Genomic DNA, 15962 nt, shown 5'->3' with positions numbered 1-15962 from the left:
GATCCCCTGTGGGAGCGGGCTTGCTCGCGAATACGGTGTGCCAGCCACTGCTGCGGTGACTGGAAGACCGCATTCGCGAGCAAGCCCGCTCCCACAGTTTTTAACCGCGCCCGGGCTCAGGAATCAGGCCAGTTCAGCACGCAGTTGGCGAGCGGCGGTGACCATATGAATGAGCGCCGCCTCGGTCTCCGGCCAGCCCCGCGTCTTCAAGCCGCAATCGGGGTTCACCCATAAGCGCTCTGCCGGAATCCGCTTGGCGGCCTTGCGCAGCAAGTTGGTCATTTCCGAGGCATCCGGCACCCGCGGCGAGTGAATGTCGTAGACCCCCGGGCCGATCTCATTCGGGTAGGCGAAGGCTTCGAATGCGTCGAGCAGCTCCATGTCCGAGCGGGAGGTTTCGATGGTGATCACGTCGGCATCCATGGCGGCGATGGACTCGATCACATCGTTGAACTCGCTGTAGCACATGTGGGTGTGGATCTGGGTTTCATCGCTCACGCCACTCGCGCACAAACGAAACACTTCAGTCGCCCAGTCGAGGTAGGGTTGCCACTGCGCCTGGCGCAACGGCAAGCCCTCACGAAAAGCCGCTTCGTCGATCTGCACGATCTTGATGCCGGCGGCTTCCAGATCGACCACTTCGTCACGAATCGCCAGGGCCAGTTGCCGGGCTTGCACTTCTCGGCTCACGTCTTCCCGTGGGAACGACCACATCAACATGGTCACCGGGCCCGTCAGCATGCCCTTCATCACCTTGTCGGTAAGACCTTGGGCATAGCGAATCCACTCCACGGTCATGGCGTTCGGGCGGCTCAGGTCGCCGACAATCACTGCGGGTTTCACGCAACGCGAACCGTAACTCTGCACCCAACCGAACCGGGTAAACACGTAGCCATCCAGTTGTTCGGCGAAGTACTCGACCATGTCGTTACGCTCGGCTTCACCGTGCACCAACACGTCGAGGCCGAGGTTTTCCTGCACCTCGACAGCGTGCTTGATCTCACTGTGCATGGCATCGACGTATTCGGCGTGGCTCAACTTGCCGGCCTTGTACGATTGGCGCGCCAGGCGGATCGACGCGGTCTGTGGGAACGAGCCGATGGTGGTGGTCGGGAACAGCGGCAGGTTAAGGCCGGCCCGTTGCTTTTCGATGCGCTGGGCAAACGGCGACTGGCGCTGGCTGTCCTGCGCCGTGATGGCGGCCACACGAGCTTGAACGGCAGGTTTGTGAATGCGTGACGATGCGGCGCGAGCTGCCTGCACCGCGCGGCTCTCAGCCAGGGCGGTGAGTACGCCAGGGGCTTCGGGCTGATCAACGGCCTTGGCCAGTAGCGCCACTTCCGCACACTTCTGCACGGCGAAGGCCAGCCAGCTTTTCAATTCGGCATCCAACTGGTCTTCCCGTTCCAGGTCCACCGGGCTGTGCAGCAGCGAGCAGGACGGCGCGACCCACAGGCGATCGCCCAACTTCTCATGGGCATGCTGCAAGATGGCCAGGTTTTTTTCCAGGTCGCAACGCCACACGTTTCGGCCGTTGACCACGCCCAGGGACAGCACCTTGTACGCTGGCAGGCGGTCGAGGATGGTCGGGTACTGGTCCGGTGCACGCACCAGGTCGATATGCAGGCCATCCACCGGAAGATTGGCAGCCAGGCCAAGGTTTTCCTCCAGGCCGCCGAAGTAAGTGGCCACCAATTTTTTCAGCGGGTCGCGCTGGATCAGGTTATAGGCGCGCTCAAAAGCGTTCTTCCAGTCCTGGGGCAGATCGAGCGCCAGGATTGGCTCATCGATCTGCACCCATTCCACGCCCAATTCGGCCAGGCGCTGGAATATCTGGCCATACAGCGGCAGCAGTCGCTCGAGCAGGTCGAGCCTGTCGAAGTCAGCGCCCTTGGCCTTGCCCAGCCACAAATAGGTCAGCGGGCCGATCACCACGGGCTTGACGCTGTGCCCCAGGTCGAGGGCTTCCTGGACCTCTTCGAAAAGTTGATCCCACGCCAGGTGGAATTGCTGATCGACGCTGAACTCCGGCACCAGGTAGTGATAGTTGGTGTCGAACCACTTGGTCATCTCCTGGGCATGGGCACCGCCGCAGCAGCTGTCACTGACGCCACGGGCCATGGCGAACAAGGTATGCAACGTGGCCTGGCCATCGACCGGGCGGAACCGCTCAGGGACCACACCGAACATCAACGAATGGGTCAGCACCTGGTCGTACCAGGCGAAATCACCGACCGGCAACAGTTCGATACCGGCTTGCTGTTGCAGCGCCCAGTGGGTGCTGCGCAAGTCACGGCCAACGGCGCGCAGGCCGGCCTCGTCGAGTTCACCCTTCCAGAACGCTTCCTGCGCTTTTTTCAGTTCACGATCGCGTCCAATGCGTGGAAACCCGAGGGAATGAGCGACTGCCATGACTTACAACTCCGATGGTCTAATTGATGGCGATCATTGTCGGCAGAGGTATGTCTTGAGACAAACTCATTTTGCTATAGATCATCACAAGATTCACTCATGTTCAGGTGGGCATGATATTAGCGGCGCTACTGTGGGTGTTTGTGGTGCCAGAGCCGGCGTCATCGCGGCCTCGCTGAGGCTCGAGCGCTCCCACAGGGGGCGGGGTGATTCTTATGAACGGTCATACTTACGCCCTATGCTTAACGTGGCACGCAAAATCCGCCGGCTAACCTTTCGATCTGTTCCAAGTGCGGGCACAATGCGTGTCCTTTTTTGGCAGGCACCGCCGCAGGCTCTCAAAAATGATCAAAACGCCGTACTACCTCATCGATAAACAGAAGCTTCTGGTCAACATGCAGAAGATTGCCTACGTGCGCGAACAGTCCGGCGCCAAGGCTCTGCTGGCGCTCAAGTGCTTTGCCACCTGGTCGGTATTCGACTTGATGCAGCAATACATGGACGGCACCACCTCGTCGTCGCTGTATGAGCTCAAGCTCGGCCGCCAGAAGTTCGAAGGTGAAGCGCATGCCTACAGCGTGGCCTGGGCCGACGATGAAATCGAAGAGATGCTGGAGAACTGCGACAAAATCATCTTCAACTCCATCAGCCAACTGCAGCGTTTTGCCGAACGCAGCGAAGGCAAGATCCGCGGCCTGCGTGTGAACCCGCAGGTGAGCAGCTCTGACTACCTGCTGGCCGACCCGGCGCGCCCGTTCAGCCGCCTGGGCGAGTGGGACCCGGTGAAGATCGATGGCGTGATCGATCAGATCTCCGGCTTCATGTTCCACAACAACTGCGAGAACGGCGACTTCAGCCTGTTCGACAAGATGCTCGGCACCATCGAAGAACGCTTCGGTGCGCTGCTGCACAAGGTCAAGTGGGTCAGCCTCGGCGGCGGCATCCATTTCACCGGTGAAGGCTACGCACTGGATGCATTCTGCGCACGGCTCAAAGCGTTCTCCGAGAAGTACGGCGTGCAGGTCTACCTGGAACCCGGCGAAGCGGCGATCACCAACAGCGCCTCCCTGGAAGTCACCGTGCTCGACACCCTCTACAACGGCAAGAATCTCGCCGTGGTCGACAGCTCCATCGAAGCCCACCTGCTGGACCTGCTGATCTACCGCCTCAACGCCAAACTGGCGCCGAGCGAGGGTGAACACACCTACATGGTGTGCGGCAAATCCTGCCTGGCCGGGGACATCTTCGGCGAGTATCAATTTGATCGTCCGCTGGCCATCGGCGATCGGCTGTCGTTCATCGACACCGCAGGCTACACCATGGTCAAGAAAAACTGGTTCAACGGCCTGAAAATGCCGTCCATCGTAGTGAAACAACTCGACGGTACAGTCGAGGTGGTTCGTGAATTTGGTTACGACGACTACCTGTCCAGCCTGTCCTGAGCTGGCGGATAAAGGAGAGATAAAGCAATTGAAAAAGAACGTTCTTATCATTGGTGCAGGAGGTGTCGCCAAGGTGGTGGCCCACAAGTGCGCGCAGCACAACGACGAACTCGGTCGTATTGCTATCGCGTCGCGCAACATCTCCAAATGCCAGGCCATCATCGACAGCGTCAAGGCCAAGGGTAGCCTCAAGGTTCCCGCCGATATCCAGGCCTTCGCGCTGAACGCCCTGGACGTGGAAGCGACCAAGGCCCTGATCCGCGAGACCGATTCGCAGATCGTCATCAACGTCGGCTCCGCCTTCCTCAACATGTCGGTACTGCGTGCCTGCATCGACACGGGCGTGGCTTACCTCGATACCGCCATCCACGAAGAGCCGGGCAAGGTCTGCGAGACCCCGCCGTGGTACGGCAACTACGAGTGGAACCACCTGGAAGAATGCAAACAGAAGAACATCACCGCCATCCTTGGCGTGGGCTTCGACCCAGGTGTCGTCAACGCGTATGCCGCGCTGGCGCAGCAACAGCATTTCGACCGCATTGATTCGATCGACATTCTCGACGTCAATGCCGGCTCCCATGGCAAATACTTCGCCACCAATTTCGATCCGGAAATCAACTTCCGCGAATTTACCGGGCAGGTGTGGAGCTGGCAGAACAGCCAGTGGACCAGCAACACCATGTTCGAAGTCAAACGCACCGACGACCTGCCGGTAGTTGGCTCGCAGAACCTCTACCTCACCGGCCACGATGAAGTGCACTCGCTGTCGAAAAACCTCGACGTGCCCAACGTGCGTTTCTGGATGAGCTTCGGCGAACACTACATCAACGTGTTCACCGTGCTGAAAAACCTCGGCCTGCTCTCCGAACAGCCGGTCAAGACCGCCGAAGGCCTGGAAGTGGTGCCGTTGAAAGTGGTCAAGGCCGTGCTGCCCGACCCGTCTTCGCTCGCCCCGGGCTACACCGGCAAGACCTGCATCGGCGACCTGGTCAAAGGCACCAAGGATGGCCAACCGCGTGAGATGTTCATCTACAACGTGGCTGATCATGAAGAGGCCTATGCCGAGACTGACAGCCAGGGCATCTCCTACACCGCAGGCGTACCACCGGTAGCCGCTGCACTGCTGGTGGCGCGTGGCGAGTGGGATGTGAAGCACATGGCCAACGTCGAGGAACTGCCAGCTGAGCCGTTCCTCAAGGCGCTGGATGTGATGGGCTTGCCGACTCGGATCAAAGACGAGAACGGTGATCGGGCCTGGGATGCGACGGCCTGATAGGCCATAGCTGACCGAGCAAAAAATGCGCCCAAAGGGGCGCATTTTTTGTTTTGGCTCACCTACAATTCGAAGAACAATGAGGATCAAAATGTGGGAGCTGGCTTGCCTGCGATGGCGACCAGTCAGTCAATGATTCTTCAACTGAGCCACCGCTATCGCAGGCAAGCCAGCTCCCACACTGGTTGTGGGTTGCCCACAGAATTGGCGCCAGGCACAGATCCCTGTAGGAGCGGGCTTGCCCGCGATGGCGACCTGTCAGTCAATGATTCTTCAACTGAACCACCGCTTTCGCAGGCAAGCCAGCTCCCACACTGGTTGTGGGTTGCCCACAGAATTGGCGCCAGGCACAGATCCCTGTAGGAGCGGGCTTGCCCGCGATGGCGACCTGTCAGTCAATGATTCTTCAACTGAACCACCGCTTTCGCAGGCAAGTCAGCTCCCACACTGGTTGTGGGTTGCCCACAGAATTGGCGCCAGGCATAGATCCCTGTGGGAGCTGGCTTGCCCGCGATGGCGACCTGTCAGTCAATGATTCTTCAACTGAACCACCGCTATCGCAGGCAAGCCAGCTCCCACACTGGTTGTGGGTTGCCCACAGAATTGGCGCCAGGCATAGATCCCTGTGGGAGCGGGCTTGCCCACGATGGCGACCTGTCAGTCAATGATTCTTCAACTGAACCACCGCTTTCGCAGGCAAGCCAGCTCCCACACTGGTTGTGGGTTGCCCACAGAATTGGCGCCAGGCACAGATCCCTGTAGGAGCGGGCTTGCCCGCGATGGCGACCTGTCAGTCAATGATTCTTCAACTGAACCACCGCTTTCGCAGGCAAGCCAGCTCCCACACTGGTTGTGGGTTGCCCACAGAATTGGCGCCAGGCATAGATCCCTGTGGGAGCGGGCTTGCCCGCGATGGCGACCTGTCAGTCAATGATTCTTCAACTGAGCCACCGCTATCGCAGGCAAGCCAGCTCCCACACTGGTTGTGGGTTGCCCACAGAATTGGCGCCAGGCACAGATCCCTGTAGGAGCGGGCTTGCCTGCGATGGCGACCTGTCAGTCAATGATTCTTCAACTGAACCACCGCTTTCGCAGGCAAGCCAGCTCCCACACTGGTTGTGGGTTGCCCACAGAATTGGCGCCAGGCATAGATCCCTGTGGGAGCGGGCTTGCCCGCGATGGCGACCTGTCAGTCAATGATTCTTCAACTGAACCACCGCTTTCGCAGGCAAGCCAACTCCCACAGAGAGAACGATCTCAAAACACCGACCACCCAATCCGCTCACTCAACAATTCCAACGCCTTCATCCCCGCCAGCGAGTTGCCCGCTGCGTTCAACTCCGGCGACCATACGCACACCGTAAACTGCCCCGGCACCACCGCGACAATTCCGCCGCCGACCCCGCTCTTGCCCGGCAGGCCCACGCGGTAAGCAAAGTTGCCCGCCTCGTCGTACAAGCCGCTGGTGGCCATGATCGAGTTTACCTGCTTGGTCTGGCGCGCCGTCAGCACCTGCTCGCCACTGTGGGCACTCACGCCTTCATTGGCCAGAAAGCTGAATGCTCGGGCCAGGTCCAGGCAGCTCATCTGCAACGCGCAATAGTTGAAGTAGCTGTGCAGCACCGCGTCCACATCATTGTGGAAGTTGCCAAAAGACTTCATCAGGTAGGCCATGGCCGCATTGCGCGCACCGTGCTGGGCTTCCGACTCGGCCACAACGCTATTGACCAGGATCTGCGGGTTGCCCGACAGGCGCCGTACAAAGTCGCGCATCGACAGAATCGGCACGGCGAAGCGTGACTGGTTGATGTCGCAGATCACCAGCGCGCCAGCGTTGATAAAAGGGTTGCGCGGGCGGCCACGTTCGAATTCCAGCTGCACCATGGAGTTGAACGGCTGCCCCGAGGGCTCGTGGCCCAGGCGTTCCCAGATGGATTCGCCGCCATGGTCGATGGCCTGCACCAGGCTGAAGACCTTGGAAATGCTCTGCACCGAAAACAGCGTGTCTGCATCTCCAGCGCAGTAGGCCGTGCCGTCGTTGCCGTATACCGCGATGCCGAGTTGGTTGGCGGGCACGTCGGCCAGCGCGGGAATGTAATCGGCGACTTTGCCGAGGCCGATCAAGGGGCGCACTTCGTCGAGGATCGACTCCAGCAGCGCCTGCATAGCTTGTCCTGTCATCTTTGTTCGAATCAGTGGTAAACGAGGCGCGGAGGATACGTCAATGGGCGCGCAACACCCACACAATCTCTACCACCCGCTCGGCAATCACCACGTAGATCAGGATCAACAACAGTTGCAACGCCAAGTGATAACGCAATTTGGCCAGGCGGCGAATGCCGTCGCTGACGTTCAACAGCATCAGCACCGTCGACAGCACAATCAAGCCCCAGCCCGCGACGCTGGAGGCGAAGATACCGATCAGCAACTCGCGCGGTCCCACCAGCGCGTTGGTCCCCGCCGCAAACAACAATGCGCAGACCAACAGATTTTTAACATTGTCGAAAATCTGCGTGCTCAGGTCGTTTTCCAGCAACGCCAGGTACCGCGTCCATAAAGTGCGCATGCTTGAATACCGAGTGGGAAGGCTCGTCAATCAAGGTAGTTCAATTGTGGACGCTGTCGAGCTTTGGCCAGGCTCAGAAATGCGCCACATCCGACACTTCTGTATCCAGCACATCCTGGGCCAACGCCCAGGCGCGATCCTTGGACTCCACCACCAGCAGCGGGTAACCCCAGGCCTTGCCGAACGTCACGGCAAAGGGCTTGAGGGCCAGGCGCTTGGCAGCGCTGGGCTCCACTTGGATCATGCCTTTGACGTAGGCACGCAAGGCAGCCTTGTTTTTCTTCATCCAGATAGACGCGCGCTTGCGCTCTTCGTGGGCGTGTTCGTGATTGTTCTCATCCACGGCTTTTTCGTGCAGCAGCAAGAAGGGCTGCTCACGGGCCAGCAGACATTCGAAGGTCAGGAAGGCGTCTTCCGGCGCACCTTCGCTAGGCGCGTCGAAAAAGATTTTCACCACCGGGAAAGTTGAACTGTCGAGTCGCATGGCAAAGCTCCTTTGATGAGATTGATTCTCATAATAGGGCGCCTGGCGCTGGACAGCATTGCACAGAATAGCCAGAATGTTTCGCAATCCAGCCAAGGCAGTTATCACCATGGTTCATCACCGCCTCGACCAGTACGACCCCTGCCGGGTCCGCGACGCCGCCGCGATCCCTCGCTCGATTGTTGCAGTGGGCGCCTCGAATACGTCCGAACGCTGGGAACATACCCCTCACCACCATCAACACGGGCAATTGATCTACACCTTGCGCGGCGTGGTGCATTGTGTGATCGAGGCGGGTATCTGGATCGTGCCGCCGCAATGCGCGTTGTGGATTCCCGGCGGTGTGACACACGCGGCGCGCGGTGCCGGCGAAGCGGATGTGTACTGCCTGTTGATCAACCCGGACGCCGCCAACGCCCTGCCCCGGCAATGTTGCACGCTGTCGGTGTCTGCTTTGCTGCATGAGTTGATTGGCAGGGCGGTGAGCTTCCCGCAGCTCTACGACGAAGACGGCGCCCAGGGCCGCCTGGTGGCGACGTTACTCGACGAACTGGCCCAGGCCCCCATCGAAGCCCTGCATTTGCCGATGCCCCAAGACCCCCGCTTGCATCGGCTGGCCAACAGCTTATTGGCCAACCCCGGCGATAAATCCACCCTGGGCGAATGGGCCGTGCGCATCGGCATGAGCGAACGCAGCATGACCCGCCTGTTGTTGGAAGAGATCGGCCTGAGCTTCGGTCGCTGGCGCCGGCAGTTGCATGTAATCCTTTCACTGCAGCGCCTGGCCAACGGCGAAAGTGTGCAGAGCGTGGCGCTGGACCTGGGTTATGAAAATGCCAGCGGGTTTATCACCATGTTCCGCAAGGCCATGGGCCAACCGCCGGCGCGTTACCTGGCGGACCGTGCCAGTACCGTCGGGCCGCACAGCAACGCGTCAACTATCGCCTTGACGTGAGCTGTTTGGATCTAACTTGTCGAGATAACGCGCCAATACTTCGCCAGAGAACTGGGCCTCGCGAATACCACTACCCTCAAGAAACCGCACGGTGTTGCTGCGATCCCAGGAATAATTTTCTTGGTAAAGCTCAAGGATGGACTGATCTGCGTGCATCGGGTCTTTGAACATTCCAAGCAATGGGTAAAGTAATGCTTCGGGGTTGTGTTCCCACAATGCGAGCCAATTTTTATACGGGACAACCGAAAGCGTTCGGCCATAATGCTCGCCCACCCGCTCACAAAATGCTTTGAGGTCCAGATTGGTGGATTCTGGTTGGCACAGGTTAAACTTCAACCCCAGCGCTTGGGGGTCGCGGGAAATATGGGCCACCGCCTCAACCATGAAATCCACAGTGGTCAAGCCTTCCCGCATACGCTCCAGATCGGGTACCGCGCCATACGCCAGGCAGGTGCGGATAAAGCGCCCCCACCATTGGTAGTGAGCACACTCGCCAGTCACGCTATGACAGGTGGCATAACCCAACCGAAAGGTCATTAACGGCAGACCTCGGGACGCGGCCAGATCTGCGAGTTTTTCCATCACCCACTTACTCTGTACATAACCCAGGTCATCGCGAATAGCCGGTAAGTTTTCGTCGATATCATCCTGTTCGTACACATGGCTCTTATGGGTGAAACGATGGCCCCAGCTATAGATTGAGATGGTCGACATCAGCATCAATGCCTTTGTCTTTTGCGCACCGCAAAAATGGAGAATTTGCTTGAGACCCTCTACGTTATCTCGCCTCATATAGCTGTAAGGCATGATGAAATTCACTGCGCTTGCCGAGTGATAGACCACATCCACGCAGCGCGCCAAATGGGTGAACACTTCTTTCCCTAAACCTAATTGCTCATCCGCCAAGTCACTTACGTACACGTGAATGCGCTTCCAATCGCTTTCGCTGATGGGCACTTGGTAACGCTCGCTGACTTGCTGCAGCCTCACCAGCCCAGCCGGCGTATTGTCACAACGAATCGGGCAATGAATATGGGCGATTGAGGTGGCCAATAGTTGGTGCAAGAGATGAATACCGACAAACCCGGTCGCGCCAGTCAGTAAGGTATGCTCGGGACTCTTCAATTGCATCGACTCGAAGCCTGGCGCGAAACACATGTCCAGCGGGAGCGCCCCATCGGCTTCGAAAGCGTGCACACGCTCGGCCCCTTTTTCTCCATGTAAAGACTGAGTGCGTCGGTGTAATGTGGCCGCTAGATCCTCAAATACCAGATGTTCATATATGTCGCGCACCGCCACGTGAATATTGAACTGTACTGACAATTTCTCCGCCAATCCTGCCACGCCCAGGGAGTGCCCACCGACCTTCAGAAAGTTGTCTTGGGGGCCAAAATCAGCGTGACCCAACACCTCAAACCACGCCCTCGCCAACGTAACTTGTGGGCCCGGCGTAAAGCGTTGTATATCCAACGCTACGGTCGGCATCGCCTGCAATAGAGTCAACAGAGCTGGCCTGTCTATCTTGCCATTGGCATTGGCAGGTAGCCTGTCAAGGCGATGGAATAACTCGGGCACCATATAATCAGGCAAATCCATAGCAAGGCTGCGTCGCAGCTCTGCAACCAATCGCCCGCTATGCACCTGCCTGTTGCGCGGTACGACAAAAGCAACCAAGCGTTTTTGCGCTTGTGTACCGGTGTCTTGCACCACCACCGCCGCGCTGTTGATGCTCGGCTCTTTGAGCAGGCGCGTCTCTATTTCACCGGTTTCGATACGGTAGCCACGAATCTTTGTTTGCCCATCCATGCGGCCCAGAAACTGAATCCGTCCATCCGCCAACACTCGGGCCTGGTCTGCGCTGCGGTACAACCGGCATTTGAGCGTGGGTGAATAAATAAAGCGCTGCGCAGTCAATTCAGGCGCACCCAAATAACCCCGAGCAAGGCCCGGCCCGGCAATACAAAGTTCCCCCACTTCGCCAGCTACAAGCTCGTTGAGGTGTTCATCCAGAATATGAATGCGGCAGTGATCTATCGCATAACCAATCGATGCAGGCCTTTGTAAGCGTTTGCTCTGAACCTCATTACGAGTGACGTAAATAGTGGTTTCGGTGGGGCCATAGCAGTCAAAAACACGATAAGGCAGATGGTCGACTTCCACGGGATGGAGTTTTTCACCGCAGGTGTAAAGACAGCTCAAGGCTAATCCTTGCGGCTGCCTGGCGTTCAGCACGTCATAAATTCTCAACGTGGGTACAAAGCCATGGGTGATCTGTTTCGCGACACAGAATGACAAGTAGTCATCGCTATTGAGCAGCGCATCCTGACCCGGAACATACAGACAGGCCCCTGCCGTCAGCGCGGACCAGATCTCAAGTTGGCAAAGATCAAACCCCACTGCGGCCATGAAACTGCAACGACTGGAAGACGTCACACCCAAATCTCGATTGTGCTGCATCATCAATTGCGCGACGCTGTGATGTTCGATCACTACGCCTTTGGGCTCGCCCGTAGTGCCCGAGGTAAAAATCACATAAATCGCATCATGGCCTCGGACACCAACAGGCTGATAACTCAACACTTGACTGGAGTTCAGCAGCTCGCTGACGGTTATGACTTCGGTTGCCGGCAAGGGCTCGACATCATGGCGTTGAGTGGAAAGGATGATTGAGGCCGCGCATTGCCTGGCGATATAGGCTTTACGGTTATAGGGCAGTTGGCGGTCCATCGGAACAAACGCCGCACCGCGCTTGATGACGCCCAGGAATGCAACGATCAACTCAATGGAGCGCTCGCCCTGCACCAGCACGTAGTCACCCCGCCCGATAGTGCGGGACTGCAAAAAGGCCGCAACTTTAGAGCTTCTGTAATCCAGCTCTGCGTAAGTAAGACATTCTGTCTCGGTCACGACTGCCAGAGCAGTAGCGTCCTGAGCGAGACGATCTGCAAATAAATCCAGCACCGTGTCCGTCAGCATCTCAAGCACCTCTTTTACGGGGTACGCCAAAAAATGAGAGGCTATTTTTTCTTTATTGGCCGAGATGAATAACTGTAGGAAATGACAGTTTTTTATATATTTTTACTATATGAGATGCGCCTCTGATACCAAAGGTGGCCCATCACGACCTTACAGTGATTGCTCCCACGCTCCGGGTGGGAACAATCCACATCCGACTCAGTTCTTGTAGTCGGTATCGGTACGCTCAAGCTGGCGCACCAGCGCATTCCAATGCCGCGCCACGCCCGGGCCTTCGCCATTGCTGAACACCTTGGCCTGCTGCTCGACTTTGGCCACCACCTCTGCGGGTGGGAAGATCAACTCGGTATTCCCCGCTGCCTGTGCCGCAATCTGGATGTTGCAGGCCCGCTCCAGGCTTTGTAGTTGCTGGAAGGCATGCTCGACGCTGACGCCACCCGTCAACAAGCCGTGGTTGCGCAGGATCATCACACTCTTGTCGCCCAAATCCGCCACCAGCCGTTCACGCTCGTCCAGGTCCAGCGCCACCCCTTCGTAACCGTGGTAAGCCACACGCCCCGAGAATGCGATAGCGTGCTGGGAGATCGGCAACAACCCCTGCTTCTGCGCCGACACCGCAATACCGTCGCGGGTGTGGGTGTGCAGCACCGCTTGCAAATCATGGCGTGCGCCGTGGATGGCGCTGTGGATCACATAGCCGGTGTAGTTGATCCCCAGGCCCGTTGGGTCATCGACGATGGTGCCGTCCAGATCGACCTTGACCAGGTTGGAGGCGCTGATTTCGTCGAACAACAGCCCGAAAGCATTGATCAGGAAATGCGCCTCGGGCCCTGGCACCCGCGCTGAGAAATGCGTGTAGATATGATCGGTCCACTTGTACAACGCCGCCAGTCGGTAGGCCGCGGCCAACTTGACCCGCACCTCCCACTCTTGCGGTGTTACCCGCTGGCGCACATTGCTCAAGACACTGGAAATCGGCGTGACGCTACTCATGGCAAATCTTCCTGGATGGCCTAAGGGGACTTCCAGGCAAGACTAGGGGATGGTCATAAATAATAAAAAGCACATTTTAATCTAAGCTAATTATTATATTTATTTATAAAAAGCAGCAGTGGCAGCGTTCAGGCCACCACGGGAGCAAGCTCCCTCGCCGCCAATCAACTCCGCAGGTTCAACGCCCGTTGTTGAGCTTTTCGTTGATTGCATCCGTTTGCCGTTCAATGTCCTTGATCGAGGTCGGCGTCACCACTTTGTCGATGGTGTCAGTCTTGGGGTTCGCAGGTTCAAGCGTCTGCCCTTTGGTGGCCTGGGCATTACCTTTTTGCGCGTCTTCAGAGCTGACGGGGTCGGGGGTTTTATCGGCGGTTTTATGATCAGTCACAGTGCAATCCTCCTGGCAGTGGCAGGCCCCTGAGATGGCGGCCCTATGCAGCAGAACCCTGGGAATCCGAATTGGTTCAAGTCAATTGCCTCGCCTCACCGCTGGGCAAAAAAGCGCAAAAAATTTTAAACCTTTTACCCGCCTCTCGATTCAACAGTCAGGTAACGGCATCCCGCCATTTCCAAGGAGAGACACCATGAAAACTCGACTGATGAAACCGATGGGCCTTACCTTCATGCTGATTGCAGGCTCGATTTCCACCGCGATGGCGGCGACCTCCAACGACTTTGTCGACAACGCCGCCGAGGGCGGTATCACCGAGGTGGAAGCGGGCAAGCTGGCCCTGGAAAAAAGCAGCTCGGCGGACGTAAAGACCTTCGCCCAGCATATGGTCACAGACCACACCAAGGCCAATCAGGAACTGATGGCCCTGGCGAAAAAACTCGATATCGAAGTACCCGATGACGCCGCGCTCACCGACCAGGCGAAGAAAGCCATCCTGGAAATGCGCGATGAATCCTTCGACAAGGCCTATGCCAACAACCAGGTAGCGGCCCATGAAAAAACCGTCGAACTGTTCAAGAAAGAAGCGGCCTCCTCGGACAATCCCGAGCTGAAAGCCTTCGCCACCAAGACCCTGCCCACCCTTGAAGCCCACCTGAAAATGGCCAAGGAACTGCAAACCAAATACGCCCATTAATCAACCCATGACCTAAGGAGACCCTCGACCATGAGCGCGCAACTCAACGGCAAGCACATCCTCGTCATCACCTCCAACACCGGCATCGAGCGCGACGAGTTGCTCAAGCCTCTGGAAACGCTGCGTGGCTACGGCGCGACCGTGACGCACGCCTCCAGCAAAGGCGGCACTACCCAGACATTTGTCGGCGACACGGAAAAGGACCAGACCGTGGAATCAGACGTGCAACTGTCGGATGTTGTCAGCGCCGACTTCGATGCGCTGGTCATCCCGGGCGGCACAGTGAATGCCGATACGCTGCGCCAGGATACTGCCGCACTGCGCCTGATCAATGAATTTGTACAGGCCGGCAAGACCATCGCGGCGATCTGCCACGGGCCATGGACCCTGATCGACGCTGGCGTGGTCAAGGGCAAAACCCTGACCGCCTATAAAAGCGTGCGCATCGACCTTGAAAACGCCGGCGCGGCCAGCGTAGTGGATGCCGAGGTTAAAGAGTGCCAGGCCAATGGCTGGACCTTGATCACCTCGCGCACGCCGGACGACCTACCGGCGTTCAATCAGGCGATTGCCAAGGCCATCGGCGGCTGATCGGCTTAGCGCAATGAAAACAGGCGCCCCATGGGCGCCTGTTTTTTATCACTCACCGCTTCAGCTCTTACGCTGCTGCGCCATTTCACGCTTGGGTCCGAACATTGCCCACGCAATCAACCCCAGCAGCGGCACGAACACCAGCACCACGACCCACAACCCCTTGGTCTCCCATCCGCCAGTGCTGCGCAAAACGATATTGATCGCCCAAAGTTCCAAAAGCAGCAGAACCACCGCCAATACGATCCAGATATATTCAATTTGCATGATTCACCTCCTGAAGTCTAAGCGTTAGGTCAAGCAGATGCCCCAAGGGTTCCATTAGAATTTTCCTGGCCCCACTTTATGGCCCCCCGTTGCGCTGGAGTGTCAGCAACCGGCTGTGCGTTGTGCAACCTCAACGCGGCCCGACCATGCAAGCTGCACGACCGACAAGCGCACATGAAAATATAACCATCTGATTTTAAAGATGATTTATAACCATAAAAGTTGGTACGCCTGATGCAACCTTCCTCACCACGAGGCGTGCACTTCGACACGCCCGCACACCCCCGTGAGGTTACCTATGAATGCCATCGACCTGCTCAAAGCCGACCATGAACGCGTCAAGACCCTGCTGACCCAGTTGAGCGAATCCACTGAACGCGGGGTGAAAAAGCGCACCGAGTTGCTGGCCAAACTTGAAATGGAAGTCACCCTGCACACCCAACTTGAAGAAGAAATCCTCTACCCCGCGTTCAGGAAAGCGGGTGGCAAGGAACAGGACATCATGTACCACGAAGCCAAGGAAGAGCACCGCACCGTCGACTCGCTGGTACTGCCGGACTTGAAAAAGACCGACCCATCGTCCACCGAGTTTTCCGGTCGGGTCAAAGTGGTCAAGGAGCTGCTTGAGCACCATATCGAAGAAGAAGAAACCGAGATGTTCCCCCAGGCCAAGAAACTGCTGGGTAAAGCGCTGCTCGAAGAGCTGGGGGCCGAGATGGAAGCGATGAAGGCTGCGCACAAAAAAGCCATGGCGAAAAAACCGCTGGCCGCGTAACGGCTGCCTCCTCGTAGCAATGTTCGCGCGACAGTGACCCACAGGCCCTGTCGCGCTATCGATTTGCACCGATGATTTCTCCTCGCTCACTCAGCGATCCGGCCGACCGAGCCAGCCTGGCGCCCCATGCTAGCGTGCCA

14 protein-coding genes are annotated in these 15962 nt (G+C 57.7%); 6 read left to right on the top strand and 8 right to left on the bottom strand.

Annotation, left to right across the window (positions count from 1 at the left end; all coding sequences use genetic code 11):
* Positions 1 to 123: 123 nt before the first annotated feature.
* Positions 124 to 2412 (bottom strand): 5-methyltetrahydropteroyltriglutamate--homocysteine S-methyltransferase, encoded by a 2289-nt coding sequence (gene metE, locus MHH62_RS01440; RefSeq protein ID WP_339232287.1) that lies wholly within the window; start codon positions 2410 to 2412, stop codon positions 124 to 126.
* Positions 2413 to 2756: 344 nt separating this feature from the next.
* Here metE and MHH62_RS01435 point away from each other — a divergent pair, with 344 nt between their 5' ends.
* Positions 2757 to 3854, top strand: a complete 1098-nt coding sequence (locus tag MHH62_RS01435) for a carboxynorspermidine decarboxylase (protein WP_019817180.1) — start codon at positions 2757 to 2759, stop codon at positions 3852 to 3854.
* A 28-nt stretch (positions 3855 to 3882) separates the two neighbouring features.
* Complete coding sequence (locus MHH62_RS01430; protein ID WP_019817179.1) at positions 3883 to 5127, top strand: saccharopine dehydrogenase family protein; 1245 nt, start codon at positions 3883 to 3885, stop codon at positions 5125 to 5127.
* A gap of 1257 nt (positions 5128 to 6384) precedes the next feature.
* On the opposite strand, the gene glsB is transcribed toward MHH62_RS01430, so the two are convergent.
* The 3 genes from glsB to MHH62_RS01415 form a co-directional block, all read right to left on the bottom strand.
* Positions 6385 to 7293, bottom strand: coding sequence for a glutaminase B (gene glsB, locus MHH62_RS01425; protein WP_014718789.1), 909 nt, complete (start codon positions 7291 to 7293; stop codon positions 6385 to 6387).
* Positions 7294 to 7348: 55 nt separating this feature from the next.
* Entirely contained in the window at positions 7349 to 7693 is a 345-nt protein-coding gene (locus MHH62_RS01420) for a hypothetical protein (RefSeq protein WP_014718790.1), read from the bottom strand.
* Between the two features lie 73 nt (positions 7694 to 7766).
* Positions 7767 to 8177 (bottom strand): hypothetical protein, encoded by a 411-nt coding sequence (locus MHH62_RS01415; RefSeq protein ID WP_020303036.1) that lies wholly within the window; start codon positions 8175 to 8177, stop codon positions 7767 to 7769.
* 109 nt (positions 8178 to 8286) lie between these two features.
* Between MHH62_RS01415 and MHH62_RS01410 the strand changes: the two genes are divergently transcribed.
* Positions 8287 to 9132, top strand: a complete 846-nt coding sequence (locus MHH62_RS01410; protein ID WP_032905012.1) for a helix-turn-helix transcriptional regulator — start codon at positions 8287 to 8289, stop codon at positions 9130 to 9132.
* On the opposite strand, the gene MHH62_RS01405 is transcribed toward MHH62_RS01410, so the two are convergent.
* From MHH62_RS01405 to MHH62_RS01395, 3 genes are all read right to left on the bottom strand, one after another.
* Positions 9112 to 12108 carry an amino acid adenylation domain-containing protein gene (locus tag MHH62_RS01405; RefSeq protein WP_339232286.1) on the bottom strand — a complete coding sequence of 999 codons (2997 nt, stop codon included), beginning with the start codon at positions 12106 to 12108 and terminating at the stop codon, positions 9112 to 9114. The genes MHH62_RS01410 and MHH62_RS01405 overlap by 21 nt on opposite strands.
* Before the next feature lie 198 nt (positions 12109 to 12306).
* On the bottom strand, positions 12307 to 13101 hold the full coding sequence (locus MHH62_RS01400) for a class II aldolase/adducin family protein (RefSeq protein WP_339232284.1): 795 nt from the start codon (positions 13099 to 13101) through the stop codon (positions 12307 to 12309).
* Between the two features lie 178 nt (positions 13102 to 13279).
* Positions 13280 to 13489 carry a hypothetical protein gene (locus tag MHH62_RS01395; protein ID WP_014718794.1) on the bottom strand — a complete coding sequence of 70 codons (210 nt, stop codon included), beginning with the start codon at positions 13487 to 13489 and terminating at the stop codon, positions 13280 to 13282.
* Positions 13490 to 13685: 196 nt separating this feature from the next.
* On the opposite strand from MHH62_RS01395, the gene MHH62_RS01390 reads away from it, so the two are divergent.
* Positions 13686 to 14189, top strand: a complete 504-nt coding sequence (locus tag MHH62_RS01390) for a DUF4142 domain-containing protein (protein ID WP_020303039.1) — start codon at positions 13686 to 13688, stop codon at positions 14187 to 14189.
* Between the two features lie 30 nt (positions 14190 to 14219).
* A complete protein-coding gene (locus tag MHH62_RS01385) occupies positions 14220 to 14780 on the top strand; it encodes a type 1 glutamine amidotransferase domain-containing protein (protein WP_020303040.1) in 561 nt (186 codons plus the stop codon).
* A 60-nt stretch (positions 14781 to 14840) separates the two neighbouring features.
* On the opposite strand, the gene MHH62_RS01380 is transcribed toward MHH62_RS01385, so the two are convergent.
* Positions 14841 to 15047 (bottom strand): hypothetical protein, encoded by a 207-nt coding sequence (locus MHH62_RS01380; protein ID WP_003191730.1) that lies wholly within the window; start codon positions 15045 to 15047, stop codon positions 14841 to 14843.
* 298 nt (positions 15048 to 15345) lie between these two features.
* Between MHH62_RS01380 and MHH62_RS01375 the strand changes: the two genes are divergently transcribed.
* Complete coding sequence (locus MHH62_RS01375) at positions 15346 to 15822, top strand: hemerythrin domain-containing protein (protein ID WP_020303041.1); 477 nt, start codon at positions 15346 to 15348, stop codon at positions 15820 to 15822.
* Positions 15823 to 15962 lie beyond the last annotated feature (140 nt).

The sequence above is a fragment of the Pseudomonas sp. FSL L8-0168 genome, from assembly GCF_037976155.1.
Classification (GTDB): Bacteria; Pseudomonadota; Gammaproteobacteria; order Pseudomonadales; family Pseudomonadaceae; genus Aquipseudomonas; species Aquipseudomonas paracarnis.
The sequence above is the reverse complement of the archived record's forward strand: the minus strand, read 5'-3'. Positions and strand labels throughout refer to the sequence as shown.